General features: G+C 69.0%; 2 protein-coding genes (1 of these 2 running past the window's edge). Both read left to right on the plus strand.

Going from position 1 to position 23,569, the window contains the following annotated elements; translation table 11 throughout:
* Window positions 1-819, plus strand: a complete 819-nt coding sequence (locus HYV14_00075) for a HEAT repeat domain-containing protein (GenBank protein MBI2384386.1) — start codon at window positions 1-3, stop codon at window positions 817-819.
* Window positions 812-23,569, plus strand: the 5' portion of a protein-coding gene (locus HYV14_00080) for an Ig-like domain repeat protein (GenBank protein MBI2384387.1). It continues 11,031 nt past the right edge of the window; only the first 22,758 of its 33,789 coding nucleotides appear in the window; its start codon is at window positions 812-814; its stop codon lies beyond the right edge, outside the window. The genes HYV14_00075 and HYV14_00080 overlap by 8 nt, the downstream gene beginning before the upstream one ends.

Here is a 23,569-nt window from a genome sequence, read left to right on the forward strand (position 1 = left end):
ATGACCATCCGTGGGTGGATCGCGTCTTCCTTCTCCTCCTATTACGCGCGCACGCGAAATAGCGCCTGGACCGCCGCGTCCATGCTCTTTTTGGCGTGCGCCCTTTCTTATACGCGCGCGCAGGCGGGCGTGACCGTGGGCGCGGACGCGGAGTATCCCGTGCGCGACGCGCGCGAGGTGATCATCGCCCTGCGCACCGCGACCCCCGCCGCGCAGAAGGCCGCCAAGGCCGTCCTGGAGCGCGCCGACCCGGCCATGATCGAAGAGCTGCTGCGCTACGGCCGTACCCCCGGCCAGCGCGAGATGGGCCAGAAGGTCGTAGTGCTGATGGGCTCCAAGGCCGTGCCGGCCCTGCTCGATTTGCTCAAGTCGCCGGAGCTGCGCAACCGGGCCGGCGCCGCCCTGTTCCAGGCCGCGGGGCCACGGTCGGCGGATCAGACGCCGGCCCTCCTGGCCTGCCTGCACGATCCCGCGGTGAACAACTACTGCGGGACGACTCTGGTCAAGGTCATGGGCCCCAAGTCCTCGGACCGCGTTCCCAGCCTGGCGGAAGCGCTGAAGGACGCCGACAAGACGGTCCGGCTGTACGCGGCGGCGGCCCTGGGGCAGATCGGCCCCAAGGCCAAGAGCGCCGTGGGAGGGCTCATCGCCTTGCTCAAAGACCCGGAGCCTGAAGTCCGGTTCAACGCGGTCGTGGCTCTGGGAAAGATCGGAGCCGGAGCCAAAGAGGCGGCGCCGGCGCTGAAGACCATGGCGCCGGGTCAGTCCGACGCGATCAAGATCGCGATCAAAGAGGCTTTGAAGAAGATCCATGGCTAACCGCTCCCGGAGCCGTCTCCTCGGGACTTTGGCCCTCGCGGCCGCGGCGGCGCTTTCGGCCGTGGGAGGCCGTGCGGCGGAAAGGATCATCGGCGACAACGGCGCCAGCGCCGCCTACGTGGGCCAGCGCAACACCATCTACATACCCGGCAAGGGGTATTGGAGCTTCTTCAAGGCGACCAACCCCGACAGCGCGGTCTGGCGCTTCTCCCCGGACGGCCATGACTGGAAGGCCACCAACGAGGCCGGTTCTTGGACGGACAAGGCCGACATCCTGCCGTTCACCTCACTCGCTCCCGACGCCGCCTGGGGCAACCCGAGCGTCTGGTTCGCCCCGGGGCTCGTCAACGCCTCGGGTGTGCCGACCAACCGCGTGTACGCCGTGGCCAGCGACGCCGCGGCCGACGTCGTGGGCGGCGGCGGCACCGCCGACGGCAACATGAACGACACCACCGGCAACAAGGTCTTCCTGCGCTGGGGTACGATGAACAACGACGGCTCGATCACCTGGAACCCCGTCGGGATACGGCGCCAGAAGATGAGCGTGCGCTTCACCAGCGATTGCCAGAACTACGTCGGTCAGCGCAGCAACTTCCAGGATCCTCTCCCCCAGCGCTCGGCCGTGGTCGTCTTCTCCAGCGCCGGGGCCGGCGGCTACGTGTCCATCCACACGGAAACGCGCGGCTCGGACTCCAACCTGGCCCGCCGCTCCGTCGGCAGCGTCAGCCTCATGAATCTCACCCGGGACGCGACCGGCTACATCCATACGGACAATGACACGTTGGACACGGACGGCGCCACCGACAACCCCCACGTCTACTCCTTCTGCGGCGAGGACAATGATGGAGTCAACTACGACAGCTCCATCGAGAATCTATCCGCGCCTTCCGCGGTCCCGGTGCTCGACGCCGGCGCTCCCCGGGTCATCCTGGTCTCGCGCAACGACAACCTCACCACGGGCAACGACCTGAACTACGACGCCGCGATCCTCAACCTCAACTACCTGAGCAACTGGGCCGACGCCAACAACAACGGGGCGGGCGACCAGACGACCCAGGGCTTCGACGCGAGCCTGGGCACGAACATCTACGTGCCGTCCACTCTCGACGAGCCCGAGGCGTGGGGCTCGTCGATGATCAACGAGGTGGGCCTGAGCTCGGCCCACATCGCGCTGATCAACAACGGCGGCGACCTGGCGTACTACCGCCGCAACTCGGCCGGCAGCGTCACGGGGCCCATCGTCCTGGACGCCAGCGGCGTCATCGGGGCCGGCGTCGGCGACGACACGCCGCTGTATGAGCCCTCGGTCTCTATCGTCCAGAAGAACGTCGGCCCCCAAAAGCAGGTCTACATCGTCTATGTGAGCACGGGCCGCGACCAGCTCAACTACTTCACCTGCGCCTCGACGGCGACCGTGGCCGGCAACTGCCAGGGGCCTTTCGTGTACCGGACGGGCTCCAACCTGGCCAACCCCAAGCTGGGCTTCTGGGGCGATATGAACGAGCCGCTGCCGATCCTCTGGAACGATTCCAGTAACGTCTACTTCGACAAGATCATCACCTCGACCTTCGCCATCCCGAGCGGCGTCGCCGTCAGCACGGCCGCGTCCTTCGACGCCTTCCTGACCAAGCCGAACTACGACGTGGTGATCACCGGCAGCAACTTCGAGTACATCCCCAACGTCTCGACGCCGACTCCTCAGTTCATGATCCTGACCAGCTCCGAGACCCAAAGCGACGTCACGGTCACGTCCGTTACCTATATAAGCAAGTCGCAGATGCGCGCCTCGATCGTCCTGTCCACGCACGTCAACGCCGGCTTCGACTACGACATGCGCATCATCCAGGGCGACGGCCAGGAGGTCCCGACGCGCTGGGACCGCAACAAAGGCAGCGGCTCGAACGTGTCCCTGCCGTTCCGCCTCAACCCGCCCGCGATCACCGGCGTCGCCGACCTGGACGCCGGCGTCAATCCCTTCGTCTCCGGCGGCGTCCTGTACGCGGACGGGGGGACCGCGGCCCTGAGCCGTCCGCTCGTCGTCGCGGGCTCGTCGTTCCAGAACTGGACCGGCCTGACGGGCAACATGGTCCCGAACGCGAACACGGTCAAGGTCCAGTTCCAGAACCAGGCGACCGGCGCCATCGAGCCCGGGATCGCGGTCGCCTCGCTGACCTACACCGGCAGCGCCAAGGTCCTCAATTACCTCAAGATCTCCACCACGGTCGCCGGCGGCCAGTACACCGTCCTGCTGACCAACCCCTCCTCCGGCACCGCGCTGTCCTTGAGCGGCACCTTCTACATCACCGTTCCCACCGCGACGATCACCTCGCCCGCCCCGGGCAACAACCTGGGCTTCGCGGTCGTGACCGGCACCGTGGGCTTCAACGACTCGGGACAGACCGCGATCAGCACGGCGGCCGTGCGCATCACCCACTTGGCCACGGGCAAGCGCTGGAGCGGCACGGTCATGGCGACCGGCCTCGACGACGCCACGGTCTGGCGCACGGCGCCGTTCCTCTCGCCGGGCGCGACCGCGTATTCCTTCCCGTTCGACACCTCGGTCACGGCCAACATCCCGGACGACGGCCCGTACGAGATCGCGGTGCGCGCCCAGACGCGCGACGGCGGCGTCGGCGATCCTTATAATCCCGCGCAGATCAGCACGGTGTCGATCAACCTGGACCGCTTCGCGCCGACGGCGACTTTGCAGCTGCCGGTCTCGGGCGCCACCAACAGCGTGACCGCCATCGCCTACCAGTTCTCCGACTTCGGCACGGGCGTGCTGGTCAGCAGCATCATGGTCCAGGACATCGGCATCCCCACGGGCTCGACCGAGACCTGGGTCGCCTTCACCACGGCGGGCGTGCTCAGCGGCGAGCCCGGCGTGCCGGTGTGGCTGTCCACCGGGGCGCCTTACTCGCCGCAGTCGATCTTCGCCGCCGGCCAGATCGGCGCCACCAGCGTCCAGATCGACGGGACCACCTCGATCCAGCTGCCGCAGTGGCAGAACGGCCGCAAGTACGCGATCTCCGGCTTCGCCAAGGACGCGGCCGGCCGCAAGATCGACCAGTCGACCTCGGGCACGAGCGCCTACACGACCTTCATCTACGACACGCAAATACCCACGGTGACGATCACGGCGCCCGCCGGCCTGGCGCTGAGCTCGGGCGCGGCGACATGGGTGACCGGCTTTGCGGGCGTCTCGGGGCTGATCCGGGACAACGTCGCCGACAACCTCGACCAGCAGCACGTCTACGTGCGCGTGGCCGAGCTGGCGCCGGGCGCGGCCGAGAGCGTCTCCCGCTGGCTCGATCCCGGAACCTTGGTCTTCGCCGCGATCGCGCCGGGCGACGCTTATAAGGAGTTCACCCAGACCTTGAGCGCGGCGGACGCCTCCGATCCCTGGTCCTGGGACCTCACGGCCGCCGCCGCCCAGTTCTCCGACGGCAAGACCTACCGCATCGAGGCCTACGCGCGGGACTCGGCGGGCAACTCCACGGGGACGGCGGTCTCCCCGGTGCTGCGCTACTACCTGCGCCTGGACAACACCCCGCCGACGATCGCGAAGGTCCTGATCAGCACGGACGCGCTGAGCAACAGCTCCGTCGTCATCGGAACCAACTCCTCGGTCGGCTTGTACCAGTCCTCGAACCCGCTGACCTCGATCCGCCTGCACCTCAACGACGGCACGGGCTCGGGCATCGCGACCGTGCGCTACAACCTGCGCTACAACGGCCAGTTCGGCCTCACCCAGTACGACCAGAACGCCTTCGCCGTCGCGGGCGACTCCTGGCCGTTCCAGAATCCCGAGGTGACCTACTACTGGAACGACGCGACCTCGACGACGACGATCCCTTTCCAGGTCGCGCTCGCGACGAGCATCCCGTGGCGCACCTCGCAGGACTACTTCCTGCATTTCGAGATCACCGACGTCGCCGGCAACATCCGCGGCTTCGATTGGAGCTTCATCTACGACACCTCGCCTCCCACGATCTCGGGCATCAGCATCGCCTCGGGCACGACCTTCGGCGACTCCGCCGACCTGCCCAACGCGATCGCGGGCCAGGCGGTCGACGAGCTGAACCAGATCGGCAAGAACCCGGCGGGCATGTTCCAGGTGGGCGTCGGCGTCCGGCGCGCCAGCGACGGCAAATGGTTCAACGCGTCGGGGCCGAGCTGGCTCGCGGCGCGCGCCGACCCGGTCATCACCTCGTTCTCGGGCAACAACTGGAGCTTCTCGCCGCTCGGCGACCTGAACGCCTCGTTCTGGGACTCGCGCTCGACGGAGACCTACCAGCTGTACGTCTGGGGCCAGGACAACGTCGTCTCGACCTACACGAACGTCAGCTCGACGATCTCGCTCAAGGCGGTGTTCCATTGGGAGGTCCAGGCCCCGAGCTCGACCCTCGTGGCGCCCTCGACGAGCTTCAACAACGTCTGGTACTCGTCGCACACCGGGTTCGACCTGCCGTTCGTCATCACGAACTCCTTCGACCGGCCGACCTCCGGTCCCGGCGCGGGCGCGGACACGAACTGCTCGATGACGGGCGGGCCCGGCGTTTGGCCCGGCTCTTCGGCGAACATCTGCGCGGTGGAGACCGAGGTCCAGGACACGGGCAGCGGCCAGTGCTGGAACGGCTCCTCCTTCGGCACGACCTGCGGCACCCCGGCCGCGTTCCGCGCGATGACCGTGATCGCCTCGAGCTATACCTATAACACCCAGATCGGCGTACCCGGCGGCCTGTGGGAGTCGATGTCCAACGGCGGCATTTACCGCGTCCGCGTGCGCGGCAAGGACTCCGCGGTGACCTCGGGCAATGTCTGGAAGCCGAACACCGAGGTCCCGGGCACCCCCGTGGATTGCAACAGCGTCCTGCTCAGCACGACCAACGTCCGCTGCATCCGCGTCGATAAGGCGCCGCCGGCGACGGTGATCGTCGACCCCGTGCACAACAGCGACATCAACTCGCCGGTGGCGTCCATCAGCGGCACGGCCGCGGACTCCGGTTCGGGACTGGGCAAGACCTTCATCGCGGTGTGCCGCGACAACGCGGGCGCGCCGGACTTCAACTTCTGTCTCGACGGGCTGACGGCGGGCGCGGGCTTCTCCGCCGGGCCGACCTGGTTCGAGCAGACGGGCGCGGCTTGGAGCGTCAACACCAACGCGGTCACGGCCTGGACGGTCGGGAGCTTCTACCACGTGCTCGCGCGCTCGACCGACGCGGTCAACAACATGGAGCAGGTCAACTCCGCGGCCGGCACCAATACCAATCATGTCCGTATCCGCATCGTGGCGCCGGGTTCCGCGGGCGTGCTCCTCAAGCCGTCGATCGCCGACGCGACGTTCCCGTTCTATCAGCCCGCGAATCTGGCCACGATCTCCGGCACCGCGATCGGCAACACGCACGCTCAGGTCCGCATCCATGAGACCGACACCGACCTTTATTTCAATACCATCAGCGGCTGGGTCGCCGGCAGCGGCTGGGTGACGAGCCCGGCCGGCTTCCTGATCAACGTGGGCGACAGCTCGTGGCTGTACTCCTTCCCGGGGCCGTGGCGCAACAACTTCAATTATACGGTCGACCTGCGCGTCTGCAACGCCACGGAGGGCGGCTGCTCGGGCGCGCTCGACACTCAGACCTTCGTCATCGACTCCTCGGCGCCCGTCAACGCGGTGACGAACCCGTCGATGGCCGCGCACAAGACCGGCCAGCTCGCGGCTCTCTCCGGCACGGTGAACGACCCGTCCGCTCCCTCCCAGCCCAACAGCCTCAATTCCGCGAGCGTGCGCTTCCGCGTCGTGCGCATGAAGGACGCCAAGGAGTGGGCGATCAACGCCTCGACGTTCACGACCGCGCCCGGCGACGACCTCGTCGGCTCCGACCAGGGCGGCGGCCTCTTCACCTACACCACGACATACCTGACCGGCGAGGCGATGTTCGAGGACGGCTACCAGTACCGGGCCAACCTGTACGCGACGGACAAGGCGGGCAACGCCGGCGTCGGCACGGGCAACGTCTTCCGCTACGACATCTCCCTGCCGACCGCGGCGATCACCGTGCCCCTGCCGACGGCCGTCATCAATGCCTTGGCGACGATCTCGGGCACGGCGCGCGACCCCAACCCCAAGCTCGGCGACTCCAACAGCTCGCCCTCGGGCATCGCGACCGTCGAGGTGAAGATCCAGCGCCTGGCCAACGGCGCCTGCTTCGGCGGCGTCAACTTCGGGACCGTCTGCTCTCTGCCCGCCGCGTGGCTGCCCGCGACCGGCTTCTACCAGTCCGCGCCGGGCGTGGCGACCTTCACCTACACGAACGCGAACCTCGACGTCGCCCTGGTCAGCGGCCAGTACGTGATCGCGGCGCGCGCCGTGGACGTCGCCGGCAACGTGCAGGCCGAGTTCACGGCGGCGGGCTCCTCGTTCACGATGACGGTGGACAAGGACGCGCCCACGGTCGCCATCACCCAGCCGAGCCTCGCCGCCTACACGCCGGCCAACGCCGAGATCGTCGGCGTCCAGGGCGTGGCGAGCGACCCGCTCGTCAACGGGACTTCCGCGGGCCTGCTGGTGCCCGGCCTGGACGTGAACCTCTGGTACCTCGTCGGCGGCACGAGCTGGTACTGGAACGGCGCGGCGTTCGCGGCCGCGCCGGACACGGTGACCGCCAACGGCACGGCCTGGACCATCTTCAACGTGCCGACCGCCGCCCAGTTCGCGGCCCCGGGCGACAAGGTCTTCTACGCCCGGGCGCGCGCGCACGACGCCTCGACCTTGGCCGACGGCGGCGTGTCCCAGTCGTCGGGCAACGTGAGCGCGTTCTCCGCGATCACCTCCTTCATCGTCGACGGCACGCCGCCGGTCTCGACGATGACCGGCATCGTCGACGGCTCGTACGTGAACGCGCTGACCGCGCTCGCCGGCACGCACGACGGTTCCTTGTCGGGCACGCAGAAGGTCGAGATCCGCATCACCACGAACCCGGTCACCGGCCCGGACTGGACCGGCTCCTCCTACACGTTCACGACGCCCTACTGGACGACCGCGACCTTGGCGGGCCTGAACTGGACCTACAACGACCTGACCGGCGCCTTTGCCGACAACCAGCTGTACTTCCTGTACTCCCGCGCGACCGACCTGGTCGGCAACGTGCAGTCGCCGGTCACCGTCTACGGCGTCCACTACGACCTCACGCCGCCGTCGATCTCGATCTCGTTCCCGGCCAGCCCGCCGGCGAACCCGCCCTACTCGAACAACGCCGAGTCCACGCGCGTCAGCACCTATACGTGGGGCGCGATCTCGGACGTCGGCGCCGGCGCCTCGGGCGTCACCCAGGTCTGGGTCGGGATCTCCTCGGGCGCCGCGCAGGACGTGTGGTGGAACGAGGCCGCCCGCGACTTCACGACCAGCCAGTCCTCGGTGGCCTGGTCGACCCAGGTCTATAAGGGAGGGACGAGCTGGCAGTACGTGGCCCCCGAGTACGCCGGCAAGCTCGCCGACGGCGTGAACTACACCGTCTTCGTGTACGCGCGCGACCTCGCGGGCAACACGATCAACTTCTCCAACGGCATGCTGCCCGGCGCCTCGGCGGGCGCGCAGACCCAGCCGTTCACCTACGACGTCGCCCGCCCGACCTCGACCGTGGCGACCCCGGTCAATGGCTCCGCCGCTAATACCTTGAATGAGTTCTCGGGCGTGGCGACCGACCCGGGCGCCAACCCCTCGGGCGTGTCCAAGACCTACATGGCCATCCGCCACACCGCGGGCGGCGGCGCCGCCGTCGGCTGGTGGAACTGGAACACGAGCGCCTTCGACGGCGCGATCGCCGACCCGCCGCCGGCTCCGCCGAGCGCCGCGTGGACGCAGGTGGCGAGCACGACGATCCAGGGCCTGGCTTCCTTGGCCTGGTCCACCGCCGTGCCCGCCGGCATGCTCGAGTCGAGCGCCACCTACCGCGTCGTCGTGGACGCGCTCGACACCGCGACCAACCTCCAGCAGGGTCCGACTCCCGCGGGCTCCGGCTCCGCGTTCCGTTACGACACCTCGGTCCCGACCGCGACGATCACGGGCCCGGCTTACGGCTCGTACCTGAACGCGGCGAGCCTGGGTCAGATCCTGGGAACGGCCAACGACGAAACGACCGGCGCGTCGGGCCTCCAGTCGGTCCAGATCGTCCTGAAGCTGGCGAACGCCGAGGCTTACTGGAACGGCGTGACGAACGGCAACTTCGGCGACGATTACGACACGACGCCGGGCACCAAGTACAACCAGTGGCGGACGGTCACGGGCACCCTCAACTGGAGCCAGGTCTTCCCGCCGATGGCTCCGGCCGAGTCCCGGGCCATGCGCCTGTGGGTGCGCGCGACCGACCGCGCCGGCAACGTCAGCGCGGTGCCCTCGATCGGCCAGTTCGACAACGATCAGAACGCGGACGGCACGCCCGCCTATCCGTTCATCTACGACAACACTCCGCCGACGACCCTCGTGACCGCGCCCGCGACCTTCGTCAACTTCGCGCCGGCGACCATCACCGGCACCGCCGTCGACGCGTTCCCGGCCTTCAACCCGAGCGGCGTGGTCGACGTGAAGCTGCGCATGACGCGCAGCACCGGCGAGTTCTGGAACATGTTCTCGAGCACGTGGACGACCAGCCCCAGCTTCTCGAACACCAGCCTCACGGGCCTCAACCCCTGGACCTTCTCCAACTTCAACGGCGCCTTCGACGACGGCTACCGCTTCGACGTGAACGCTCAGGGCATCGACGCGGCGACGAACCTGGAGACGGCCTATTCGACTTACAGCTTCATCGTCGACCGCAGCACGCCGCTGAGCTCGGTGCTGTGGCCGAACACCGGCGCCTTCGTCAGCTCCGCGGCGGTGACCATCCGCGGCACGGCCGAGGACCGGTTCCTCGTGCACCAGCCGGCGCTGTACAATCCGTCGCGCCAGTACGAGTCCGGCCTGACGGGCGCGGGCGTCACCGTCGCCGTGGCCGAGGTCGTGGTCTCGACGAACTGGTGGAACGGCTCGACCTTCGGCTCGGCGAGCCCGGTCTGGCTGCCCGCCTCCTTCTCCGGTTCCTCGAGCGGCACGTGGACCTTCGCCCTGCCCGGCGGCGCGCTGACGTCGACCAAGGTCTACCGGGCGGTCGTGCGCGCCCAGGACCGGGCCGGCAACCTCGACCTCGTCACCTCGACGAACACCTTCATCTACGATACCACCGCCCCGGTGTCGTTGGCGACGGCGCCGACCGGCTTCAACACCGGGCTGCCGGCGATTTACGGCACCGCGAGCGACGCCTCTCCCGGCGCGCTGTCGGGCGTGCGCCTGAGCATCCACCAGACCCAGCCGTTCAGCCAGTACTGGAACGGCAGCGCCTGGCAGGGCACGGCGATCGAGATCTCATCGGGCGTCATCGGCGCCTACATCAGCGGCACGACCTACGGCTGGTCCTACGACGCGACGAACACCGCCTTTCTCAACGCCTCGACGGTCACCGTCACCGCGCGCGCGGTGGACCAGGTCGGCAACGTCGAGACCGTTCACGGCTCGTACGACATCGAGTTCTACCTCGAGGCCCCGAACCCGTCCCTGGTCTTGACCCAGCCGCCGGCCCCCGACCTCAGGCATTACGGGCCGAACTCGGCGGGGGCGGTCAACGTCGTCATCGGCACGGGCGAGAACCTGCGCGCGGCGGCGGGCGTGCGGCTGGCGCTGCGGCGGCTGACCGAGCCGACGAGCTACTGGTACGACCCGACCGCGTCCTGGATCAATGATCCCTCGACCTTCACGCCGCTCGCCGTGGCGCCCGGCAGTCCCCAGACCTGGAGCCTCGCGCTCAACTCTCCCTACACGGTGGACAACGCGTCGTACAGCCTGACCGTCACGCCCGTCAACAACGCGGGCCTGCTCGGCACGGCGATCTCGCGCACCTTCGTCTTCGACAAGACCGTTCCGGTCGCCAGCTTCACGAACCCGGCCGTCGCCGCGTGCGCGGGCGCGGACGCCTGCCTGAACGCCATGCCGGCGATCGCGGGCACCGCGGCCGACGCGACCAACACGAACCCGCCGTCCATCCTGTTCTCGGGGATGAGAGTCCGCTTGAAGAACAGCGTGACGGGCGACTACTGGAACGGGACGGCCTTCGCGCCCGGCCTGTCCGAGATCTCGATCGAGGCCCCGAACTTCACCGGGACCGGCCCCTTCATCTGGAGCACGACGACCTTGGCGGGCGCGGCGCTTCTCGACGGCGAGGATTACACGCTCTTCGCGCACGCGGCCGACAAGGCGGCCAACGATCAGAGCATCGAGGCCGCGATGACGGCGTTCACCTTCGTCTACGACACCTCGCCGCCCGTGGGCATCCTCAGCCAGCCGTCCTCCGGGCAGGTGTACTTGAACCTGGCCACGATCTCGGGCACCTCGTTCGATCCGGGCGGCGCCAACGCCAACAACAAGTTCTCCGACGTCCAGCGCGTCGAGCTCCAGATACGCGAGCCGCACAACGACATCTGCTGGAACAACGCCGCCGGGGCGTTCGACGTCTCGTGCCCGAACTTCTTCACCGTGACGGGCGTCAATCCGTGGAGCTACTCGAACGGCGCGCTGACCAGCCTGCTCGCCTCGGGCAAGCCGTACACCATCACCGCGCGCGCGGTGGACAACGCGGGCAACACCCAGACCCTCTTCACGGCGCCGCTGTCGAGCCGCACCTTCAACATCGACAAGGCCGCCCCGTCCTCCGCTTTCACCAAGCCCCTGCAGGGCGTCTCCTACCGCTCCAGCCAGCTCAACGGCGGCTCGGCGCTGACCGGCACCTCGGCGGACGCCGAGGCCGCGCTGTACCCGGGCAACGACGCCGTCCAGTCCGTCGAGAACCTGATCTGGTACGTCGTCGGCCCGACGAGCTACTACTACACCGGCGCCGTCAACTTCAACGGCACCAAGTTCTCCTCGACGACCGTGGAGCTCAACGCCTGCGCGATCCCCGGCTGCTGGAAGCCCGTCACCACCGGCACCGCGACCTGGTCCTCCCTGTTCGCCGGCGCGGACTGGGTGCCCGTCGGCGACCAGCTGTTCCACGCGCAGACGCGCGCCCGCGACCGCGCCCGGGATTCCTCCGGCGCTATCACCGGAAACCAGGCCTCGACCTTCGTCCAGAACGTGAGCCTCGTGGACTTCAAGGTGGACGACACGCCGCCCGTGTCCGTCGTCAACGACCCGCCCGGCACCGGCTTCATCCAGAACCTGAACGTGATCGCCGGCACCTCGAACTCGGACCTGTCCCTGGCCAACACCTACTACCTGCGCGTCTGGTACGTGGTCGGCGCCAGCAGCGTCTACTGGAACGGCAACGCCTGGAACACCGGCACGCCCGACGTCCCCACGCAGCTGCCGGTCCAGGTGGCGGGCTCGACGGGCGTGGTGGCCTGGACTTTCCCCGGCACGATGTTCGGCTATTCGTTCCCGACCATCACGCAGGCCGACGGCACGGCCTACGGCATCGCCATCCACGCGCGCGACAACGCGGGCAACCTCGAGGTCCCGACGACCTCGCAGTTCATCCTCGACCGCGTGGGGCCGACCGTCGTCGTCTCGACGCCGATGGCCGCCTACCCGGACTACGGGACCGCGCGGCCGCTCGCGACCCTGCGCGGCACCTCGAACGACTCGCCCGCCGGCGTCTTCCGCGTCGACCTCGAGATCAAGGACGTCTCCGACTCGCCGAACCTGTACTGGGACGGCGGGGCGTGGGTGGCGGTCTCGAGCTTCGTGCCGGCGACCTCGACGAACCCGTGGACCTACGCGGCGCCTCCGTTCATCGACAACAAGTCGTATCAACTCCGCGCCAAGGCCGTGGACGTGGCCGGCAACGACTCCGGCTTCGGCCTGCCGGTCAGCTTCAAGTACGACGTCAATAAGCCCTCGACGACGATCCTCGTCCCGGGCCAGGCCTTCTACCCTCTGTCCTGGTCGGGCACGCCGCTGTCCGGCACGGCGCTCGACTGGGTCAACTTCCCCGCGATCGAGGCGAAGAGCGGCCTGACGAAGGTCGAGATCGCGATCCGCAACGGCGTCGGCGACTACTGGCAGGGCGGCTCCTTCAACCCGGCCCCGGCCTACCGCGCGGTGTCGACGACGACCGCCGACCCGGCGTCCTGGACCTACCCGCCGTCGAACCCGGCGGGGGACACCTTGCCCGGTTGGGCCGACGCCGTGCAGTACACCGTGGACCTGCGCGCGACGGACAAGACCGGCAACGTCGAGAACCTGGTCACCAAGGTCTTCACGTTCGACGCCTTCGCGCCGACGACGACCATCGTCAGGCCGATCGACCAGTCCTACGCGACCGGCTTCGTCCTGTCCTCGGGCACCTACTCCGAGACGGTGTCGCCGCCCGGCCTTCAGATCATGGTCGCGGTGCGCGACCCGCTGGGCGCGTTCTGGAACGGAGCGGCCTTCGTCTCCTATAACCCGGCCACCTGCTGGCGCCCCGCGGCGATCCACGTCTCCTCCTGGACCTTCGTCGACTCGGCCCTGGCCGCCGCGATGACCTTGAACGCCGTGCCGCGCACCTACGAGATCTTCGCTCGCGGCATCGACGGCGCCGGCAACGACAACCGCGGCGGAAACGAGCCGGCGGTGGGAACGGGCAAGGCCCTGCGCGTGGACTACTTCGCCCCGGTCTCCGGCTTCACCTACCCGGGCAACAACACTGCGCTCACCGGCGGCGTCACGCCGATCCTGGGCACCGCCGACGACCAATCGCTGGCCGCGACGAAGGGCGTGGGCCTTCTGGAAGTGAAGCTCAAGACGGTTCGGATCGACTCCGGCAACGCGCGCAACTACTGGGACGGCGTGGGCTGGAACCTCGCCGACCAGGGCTTCAACCTTCCGACGACGCTCGGCGGCGCGCCCCAGACGATCCAGACCTTCCAAAGCCAGGAGGCGGCCATCAGCGACGGCAACTTCGCGGACGGCTACCGCTACGAGGTGATCGCGCGCGCCGTGGATCTCCAGGGCTATACGGACGCGGTGTACTCCACGACGACCTTCGTCGTGGACCGCTCCACGCCGTCGGCGGCGTTCGACACCCCGCTCCACGCGAGCTACATCAGCACGACGACCTTGACCTTGTCCTCGGGCGCCTTCTCCGAGCCTCTGACCGGCGGCCTCGTCGCGTCGGGGATCAACATCGTGCGGGTGCAGATCGAGGACGTGTCCGACCAGGCCTCTCCGGCGCACGCGATCCCCGGCGGCCTGCGCTACTGGGACGGCCTGGGCTGGCAGGCGGGCTCGGTCAGCACCACCGCGGTCGTCAACACCAGCTCGTGGACCTTGACCGCGCTGCCCACGGACTGGGTGCGCGGCGACGCGACGCCCAACGGCCGCCAGTACGCGGTGCGCGTGTTCGCCGCCGACCTGGCGGGCAACGCCGGCGTCTTCCCGAACTACCTCGTGGCGCGCGCGACGATCACCTTCGACGGTACGCCGCCGAGCTCGAATATCGACATCCCCACGGATGGGCTCGACACGACGACCTTGGCCACGATCACCGGCCAGGCCATCGACCCGATCGTCAACTCCTCCTCTTCGGACGTGCGCGCGGTGTTCGTCAGCATCTTCGCCGAAAACACCGGCAACGGCGACCCGTTCGCCGGCCAGTACTACAACGCGCAGTTCAATAACTGGTCGCCGAGCGTGGTCTGGAACCCGACCACCTACGTCCCGGCCAGCGACGAGTGGCAGTTCAACTCCGCCACGATCAACGCGAACCTGTTCGTCGGCTCGTACTACGTCCTCAACTCGAGCGCGACCGACCGCGCGGGCAACGCCTCCCTCCTCCCGACGGCCGGCCAGCCGGCCTACAGCCGCGTGCGCTTCCTGCCCCCGCCGGCGGCCACGGCGATCACGTCTCCGGTCAGCCTTACGTTCTACAATCAGCTCAACTCGGTGGCCGGCACGGCCAACGGCGTGACGTCCTCGATCGAGCTGCAGCTCAAGCGCGCCGACACCGGCGAGTGCTGGGGCGGCACCACCGGCTTCGGCTGGGTGTCCTGCCTCGTCGACAACGGCACGAACACGCGCGTGGCCTATCCGAGCGGCGGCAACTGGAGCTACCCGCCCGTGGGCGAGTCGATGCCGGACTGGTCGAGCGTCAACAACACGACGTTCACGCTGAGGGCGACGGGCATCAACTACGCGGCGGTGCGCGAGACGCCCTCTCAGCTCCACCAGTTCAACATCGACCGCTCCTCGCCGATCTCGTCGGTGTCTTTCCCGACGCCCGGCGCGTTCCTGGCGGTCCCGCCGACCTTGACCGGCTCGACCTTGGACCAGTTCGGCGCCCTCGGCGTAGGCATCAAGACCGTCAAGATCGAGCTCAAGCGCACCGACAACAACTTCTACTGGAACCACCTTCTCAGCACCTGGACGGTGGCGGTGGCCCAGAGCACGGCGGCCTACTCCCCGGGAACCAACTCCTGGAGCTACGTCTCGCTCGTCTCGACCTTGACCTGGCAGGACGGCCTGAGCTACACGCTCGCCGTCTTCGCCGAGGATAAGGCCGTGGGCGCGGCCACGGGCAATACCGAGGTCCCGGCCGCTCCCGTCACCTTCGCCTACGACTCGACCAAGCCGCTCGTGTCGGTCGTGACCCCGGCCGGCGCGCCCCAGCGCCAGAAGCCGACCGTCCCGGCGACGATCGCGGGCACGGCGTCGGCGACCGCGCCCAACACCGTGCGCAAGGTCCAACTGCGGATCCTCAACGACAGCAACGTCTACGCGAACCCGGCAGGCGCCCTGCCCTTCAACCAGGTCGACGGCGACCTGGCCTGGTTCGACGCGACCTACGCCGTGGACTGGACGAGCTGGTCGGTGTCGAGCGCGGTCCCCTTCCTTAATGGCAGCACCTACACCATCGTCGCCCGCTCGGAGAACCAGGCCGGTACCTGGTCCGTGCCCTACTCGAGCCGCTCCATCGTTTACGACATCCTGGCGCCCGAGTCCGGCGTCAGCGTCCCGGCCAACGGCTCCGTAGTCAAGACCTTGCCCGCGATCACCGGCACGGCCGCCGACTTCCCGACGGGCAACCCCGGGACCTTGTCGCAGATGACCGCCCGCCTCAAGCGCCTCAGTGACGGCAAGTACTGGGACGGCTTCTCGGTCGGCAACTGGAGCGCGGGCATCGTCGACCTCGGCGTCGGCCAGGGCGTGGTCGTGCACGTGTCCTCCTGGAACTTCGTCTCGGGCAACATCCCGCCCGCGGGCCCGGCCGACCTGATCTCGGGCGTTTCCTATTATCTGACCGTCGCCGGCAAGGACAACGCGGGCGGAGGGGGGAACACCGAGGCCTGGGACTCGCCGCGCGGCTCGACCTTCACCTTCGACGACTCGCCGCCGCTGGCGGGCATCGTCGGACCGAAGGACGGCTCGTTCAGCAACTCGATGCCCTCGTTCTCGGGCACCTCGTTGGACAACGTCGCGGTTTCCACGGTCCAGCTCTCCGTGCTCGACGTGACCGGGACCAACTGCTACAACCCCGCGGCCAACGCGTTCAACCTTCCCTGCCCGGCCTGGTTCGGCGCGCAAGGCTCGGTCGGGGCGTGGTCCTTCGCCTTCCCGGCGCAGCCGTGGGTGCACGCCCAGGAGTACGTCCTGCGCTCCTCGGCGACCGACGTCGCGACGAACATCCAGACCGCGATCTCCTCGGCGGCGTTCCGATTCGACACCGACGCGGCCACGGCCGCGGTGACGGTCCCGGCGGCGGGCGCGATCGGGCCGCAGATCGGCAGCATCGCCGGCACCGCGACCGACGCGCCGGCGGGCATCTCGTACCTCAAGCTGGCGATCTCCTCGGGCGCCGGGCTCGGCAACTGGTACAACGGCGCGACCTTCACCGGCGGCGCGCCGACCTTCTTCACGACCAGCACCTACGTCCTCGGCGCCTCCGACAACTGGACCTGGATCTACCCGACCCTCGAGGACGGTCAGCTGTACGCCCTGCGCGCGCGCACGCTCGACAAGGCCGGCAACCAGCGCGACCAGAACTTCAACTTCCGCTTCGACTCCTCGAGCCCGACGGCGACGATCGCCATTCCCGTCGACGGCGGCTACCGGACCGGCAGTTTCGCGATCACGGGCGCCTCGAGCGACCCCGACCCCGACGCCGGCGGCCCGAAGGCCGCGACGAACGTCTCCACCGTCGCGGTGTCCATCGAGCGCCTCGGCGCGGACCTGTGCTACGTGTACGGCGGCGGCTTCACGGTGCCCTGCCCGAACTTCATCCCGGCCTCCGGCCTGCCGGGCGCCTGGACTTATACGCCGACGCCGAACCCCTATACCACCGGCGAGAGCTACAACGTGATCGCCAGGGCGCGGGACAACGCGGGCAACACCCAGGAGGTCTTCGTCAACGGGACGAGCTCCAACACCTTCACTTATAACACCGCGACTCCGACGGTCGGGGTCACCGTGCCGTCCACCGCGCGCCGCAGCGACCTGTCCACCCTCGCGGGCACGGCGAACGACGCGATCCCGACCTCTTTGGCCAAGGTCCAGGTGCGAGTGACCCGCACGACCGGCATCAACCGCCACTCCAACCCGGGCGGCGCCCACGCGTTCGACCTCGACCCCGCGACGCAGGGCGACGTGGCCTGGTTCGACGCGGCCTCCGTCTCCAACCCGCTGTGGACGAACTGGACCTTGTCGAGCGGCCTGCCGTGGGTGAGCGGCGAGTCGTACCGCGTCGAGGCGCGCGCCCTCAACCAGGCGGGCACCTACTCGACGACCTACTCCACGCAGACCACGATCTACGACACCGAGGCGCCGTACACCGACGTGCGCCTGCCGGTGGCCTTCTCCACGATCTCGGCCCTTCCCCAGGTCACGGGCACGGCCTACGACCTGCCTCTCGGCAACGGCGGCTCGGTCTTCAATATCCGCCTGCGCCTGACGCGCCTGACCGACGGGCAATACTGGAACGGCGCGGGCTGGACCGGCCTGCCGACCGAGCTGACGACGTCCGAGGGCCTGAAGATCCACGTCAGCAGCTGGACCATGGCGTTGAACCTGCCTCCGTCCACCGACAATCCCGCGGACGGCCTGCAGAACGGCGTGTCCTACTACATGAACGTCTCGGGCGTGGACGACGCGCTCGCGACGGGCAACGCCGAGCTCTATTACGACCCGGTGAAGGCCTCGACCTTCACCGTCGACCTGGCCGGGGCGGTCGCGGGCTTCACGGCGCCGAGCCCCTATTCCGTGGTTTCTTCGCTCGGCTCGCCGCCGAAGATCCGCGGCACGGCGACCGACGCGCTGGCCGGGGTCTCCACCGCGGGCCAGATCGAGATCGCGATCGCCGAGAACGGCCCGAACAACGGCTGCTGGAACGGCACGATCGCGGGCGGCACCTTCACGCTCGCCGGCTGCCCGATCTACTACCCGATCACCGGCGGCGACCGCGGCGGCCTGTTCTCCCAGCCCTCGACGTTCTGGGAGGTCAACGCGCCGCCGCTGACCAGCCAGTTCGGCTACAAGGTGTGGGTGCGCGCGCGCGACAACGCGACCCCGTCGGGCAACTACACCGCGCCCGCGGCGATCTCCTCGATCACCTTCACTTATAACACGAACCTGCCGAGCGCGGCCATCCTCGTGCCTCCGTCCCTGCCGGCGGCCGGCGGCAACCTCTCGGCCGCCTTCTCGATCTCGGGCACGGCGTCCGACGCGTTCGGCGTGACCGGGGCCTCCATCGCCTACCAGGAAGCCGACACCGGCATGTACTACGACGGCGGTTCTTCGACCTTCTCCTCCGTGACGCCGAAGTGGTTCGACGCGCCCCTCTCCGGCTCGGCGCCGAGCTACACCTTCACCGCGACGCCGCCGACGCCCGCCGCCTCGTCGGGCCGCAACTACAACCTCTTCGTCAAGGCGGTCAACAACGCCGGCCTCGAGCAGACCGCTCCCGCCAACACCGTCAAGTGGGACACGACCAAGCCCGTGGCGACCGCGGTGCTGCCGGCCAACAACTCCTACGGCAAGACCTTGCCGACCGTCACCGGCGTCGCCAGCGACCCGGGCGCCTCGGCCTCGGGCGTCGGCGGCAGCCAGGTCCAGATCAAGCGCACCGTCGCGGGCGACTGCTGGAGCGGCGCGGCGTGGGGCACCAACTGCGCCACCGAGGCCTCCTGGCTGACCTCGGTCGCCGGCTCCCCGTGGACGAAGAACACCCAGCTTCCTCCGGCGAGCAACCTGCCCGGCGGCCTCGAGGACGGCAAGGCGTACGAGATCTCGGCGCGGGCCTTCGACCTCGCCGCGAACACGCAGACGGCGACGACGGCGAACGTCTTCCGCTTCGACGTGTCCTCGCCGGCGGTGGCCAACATCCTGCCGCTGAACGGCTCGCGCTACAAGACCTTGCCGACGATCAGCGGCACGGCCGAGGACCAGGCGCCGGGAGCGTTCAACGTGACCTTCCCCCGCGTGCGCATCTACGATATCCCGCTCAACCAGTACTGGGTGAACGGCACCGGCTGGGTGACCTCGGCCTTCCCCGGCTTCCCGGACCTGTGGAACACGGCCATCGACTCGACCCCGGCGTCGGGGATCTTCACCTGGCGCTACGACTCCTCGGCCGTGACCTGGCCCGACCGCGACAGCGGCCTGCGCGTCGAGACCCAGGCGCTCGACGCCGCCGGCAACTACACCACGGCCTCCTCGACCTTCAGCTTCGACGCGACGCGGCCCGGCTCCTACGTCCTGTACCCGCCCAACGACGGCGTGACCTACTCGACGATGGCGGTCATCGGCGGCACCTCGACGGACAATACCTCGCCGATCACCGACGTCGGCATCAAGATGTGGTACGTCACGGGACCCACGACCTATTACTGGAGCCCGGCGGTGCCGCACTGGGCGCCGGGCGACCCCGGCTTCGCCTCCATCGGCGGCTCGGCCGGCCCCGCGGCCACCATCAACCCGTGGGCGTACAACTCCACGCAGAACCCGGACTTCAACAACCCCGGAACCCTGAACTACGCCTGGAAGGAGGGCACGCACGACGGCGGCAACGGCAAGCTCTTCAACATCATCACCGCGGCCCTCGACGCGGCGGGCAACAACCAGGTCGTCTACTCGACCCGGACCTTCCGCTTCGACAACGTGCCGCCCGTCTCGGCGCCCGTCGCTCCGATCAACAACTCGGCCTACCGCTCGCTGGTCACCTTGTCCGGCAGCTCGACCGACGACGTGGGCACGGTCGCCTCCGTCGCGCTCTCGATCCTCGACCAAGACACGACGCGGTACTTCAACGGCACGACCTTCACCTCGGTCCCCGAGGTGTGGCTGCCGATCCTGCCGGCCAACCTGTTCGCTTCGTCCTGGACCTTCACGAACGGCTCGCTGTCCTTCACGACGCAGCACCACTATATCGTGAAGTCGTCGGCCACCGACAACGTCGGCAACGTCCAGTCCACGATCGGCTCCTCGCGCTTCCTGTTCGACCTCGACGCCCCGGACTCGAACGTCACCAACCCCGCGAACCTGACGACGTACGAGGACACGAAGATCCTCATCGGCGGCGCCAGCGACCCGAACTTCACCTCCGGCATCTCCGGCGGCGGCGCGGGCGTGGTGCCCTCCCTCGGCTGGCACCAGGGCGCCGTGGACATCGTCGTGTTCCGCGACACGGCGCCGCTGATCGGCGGCGGGCCCGTGGCCTTCGGCGGCTATGACGGCACCGGCTTCTTCTGGAACGGCTCGACCTGGGTGGCGAGCGCGGGCGGCCCGCTCTACGTCCCGGCGACCTTCACCGACGCGTTCGGCAACTGGCAGTACGACGGCCTCACCTGCCCGCGGCCGATGCCGACCGATCCCTGCTGGGTCCGCGGCGACCCCTACGTCGCCTGGATACGCGCGAAGGACAACGCCGGCAACGTGCAGAGCGTGGTCCAGAGCGGCCCCCGGTTCTTCATCTCGGGCGTCGCCCAGAGCTTCTCGGTCGTCGTCTCCTCGAACCCGAGCACGGTGGGCAACGACGTCACGGTCACCTTGACCGCGCGCGACGGTCCCAACGGCACGGGCGGCGTCGCGTCGAGCTACAGCGGCACGGTCAAGTTCCTGCTCGACGGCGCGGCCGGGCCGGAGACGCCGGACACGGCCGACCCGCAGGACGACCTGCACGGCCTGCCGGCGAACTACACCTTCACGACCGGCACCGGCGGCGACAACGGCACGCACAGCTTCACCATCCGCATGCGCAAGGCCGGCCCGCGCCTGTTCCGCGCCGAGCAGACCGACAACTCGGCTTTGTTCGGCGTCGCGAACCTGACCGCCCTGCGCAAGGTCGGCACGCGCGTCCAGCTGATCGCGGACTGCGACCCGCTGGGCCAGCAGCCGGCGCCCGGCGTGGTCACCGCCGGCTCCGAGGGCCGCTCCGGCGCGCCGCGCACGCGCACGGCCGGCCAGACCGTGACCTACTGCGCCCAGATCACGGACGACTTCTACAACCTGGACTCCGACTCGACGACCATCGTCTACGTGACGGACGGCGACGTGAACAACGCCGCGGTGAGCGCCGACCAGTACCTCGTCGTGCCCGGCTCGGTCAGCTTCAGCCGCGTGTTCGTGACGGCGGACGTCGTCGGCCACGTGGTCACGTCCACGGGCTCGGGCGTGACCCCCAACGCGGCCAACCCGGCGACGCCGGTCGTGGTCGTGGGCGGGGCGGCGGACCGCCTGCTGGCGCTGCTGCCCAACGAGACCCGGGTGCAGGGCAAGTTCTCCGAGGCGCCGTTCGGCAAGTCCTACGGCGCGGCGGACGAGGTCCAGGCCGGCTCGACCATCGCCCTGCGCGTGTACGCGGTGGACCCCTTCTACAACGGCGACGCGACGATCGCCATTCCGGTGACGGCGCGCCTCTGGACCGACTCGTTCACGGGCTCGCTCAGCCAGGCCTTGCAGTCCGGCGCCACCACCTTCGTCTTCACCCCGGTCGTCGCCGGGACGCAGAGCTTCACCGTCCAGTCCGCCTCCCTGCCGGGCGCGACCTCCGTGTACTACACGCCCTCGCCCCTCAAGGTCTGGTGGGCGCCGCCGACGAAGCTGCAGATGCTCGTCGAGGGCCAATCCGCCGGTCCCGGCAAGCCTCCCTACACCGCGAACCCGACGACGGGCGGGCGCCTGACCTCCTCGCCGGCCCTCCTGACGGCGGGCGTGACGACGACGATCACGATCAACCTCGTCGACAACTACTACAACGTGGTGCGGGCCACCACGCCGTTCATGACGCAGACCGCGAGCGTCACGATGCCCCTGTCCCAGCTCGACTTCCTGAATGATCCGAACATCCAGGGGCGCGGCCTGTCGCCGAACCCGTACCAGCGCACGCTGAACGCGGGCACCACGACCTTCTCCTTCATCCCGGTCACGCGCAGCGCGGGGTTCCAGCTGCGCGTCATCGACACGAACCTCACGGGCACCTACTACAGCACCGACACGGTCACGGGCATCACCGTGGACGCGAACGTCCCGCAGTCGCTGCTCGTCCAGATGCCGGGCGAGACCTACGCCGAAGGCACGGTGACCGGCAAGACCGGCGGCGCCTCGGGCCTCATCGCGGGCAATTCGTATAACGTGACCTTGCGCGCGGTCGACCTCTACAACAACCGCGCCAATGACGGGCGCTCGGTCCGCCTCTCCTCCAACGATCCGTACGCGGTGGTCCCCGCGCCGCAGTCGCTGGCCCTCGGCCAGACCATCTTCGCCGGCTTCCTGCCCAGCGCGGCGACCGGCAACCTCGTCGTCTCCGGCGTGGACAACGACGTGCTCCCTCCGCTGACCGGCCAGAGCGTGTCCACGATCACGGTCGTCCCCGGCACGCCCGACCGCATGATCGTCGCTCTCAACGGGCAGACCTTGGTCCCGGGCAAGACCGTCGCGCCCTTCGGCGTGACGGGCGTGCCGACGCAGTCCACGGCCGGCGTGTTCTTCCCGGCGACCGTGTACGCGACGGACTCCCGCTACAACGTCGTCAGCACGGTCACCAAGCCGACCATCGTGGTCACCGCCGACGACCCGTTCGCCTCGGCGGTCGGCAGCTTCGCGATGAACTCGGGCGCGGCGAGCGTGCCGAGCATCCTGCTGCGCACGGCCGGCACGCGCGTGCTCACCGCGACGGACGGCGGCGGCGGCACCGACCCCCTGCCCGTCAACGGCGTCTCCGGCGGCTTCGACCTGCTCGCCAACAACCCGACGCGCCTGCGCGTGCTGACGCCCGCCGAGTCGCGCGTGCCCGGCTCCACGACGAACGGCCGCTCGGGCCCGATCCACACGGCGCAGGCGGGCTTCGCCTTCAACGCGACGGTCGACCTGGCCGACGCCTTCTGGAACCTGACGCCCGGCGTCACCCAGCAGATCCGCCTCGTCGCCGACGACCCGTTCGCGGTGATCGTCCCGACGACCCAGGTGGTCACGACCTCGGGCACCTACTCGGTCACGCTCAAGCGCGCGGGCTCGACCATCCTGCGCGCCGAGATGGTCGACGACCTGTCCTTGCCCACCGTGTCCAAGGACAGCTCGACGGCGATCACGGTCCTCGCCGGCACGCCGTCGCGACTGGTGGCGGTCCTGCCCGGCGAGACGTTCAGCCAGGGCTCTCCGACGGGCAAGGGGGGGACGCCGGTCGCGCAGACGGCGGGCACGGGCTTCGACGTCCAGGTCGGCGTGGTGGACAGCTTCTTCAACCTCGTCCCCGGC

This window comes from Elusimicrobiota bacterium, assembly GCA_016182905.1.
Taxonomy (GTDB): Bacteria; Elusimicrobiota; Elusimicrobia; order UBA1565; family UBA9628; genus GWA2-66-18.

Bases quoted from the DNA above. Each gene is read 5' to 3' on its own strand.
- HYV14_00075 (MBI2384386.1), top strand. From the start codon at position 1: ATGACCATCCGTGGGTGGATCGCGTCTTCCTTCTCCTCCTATTACGCG.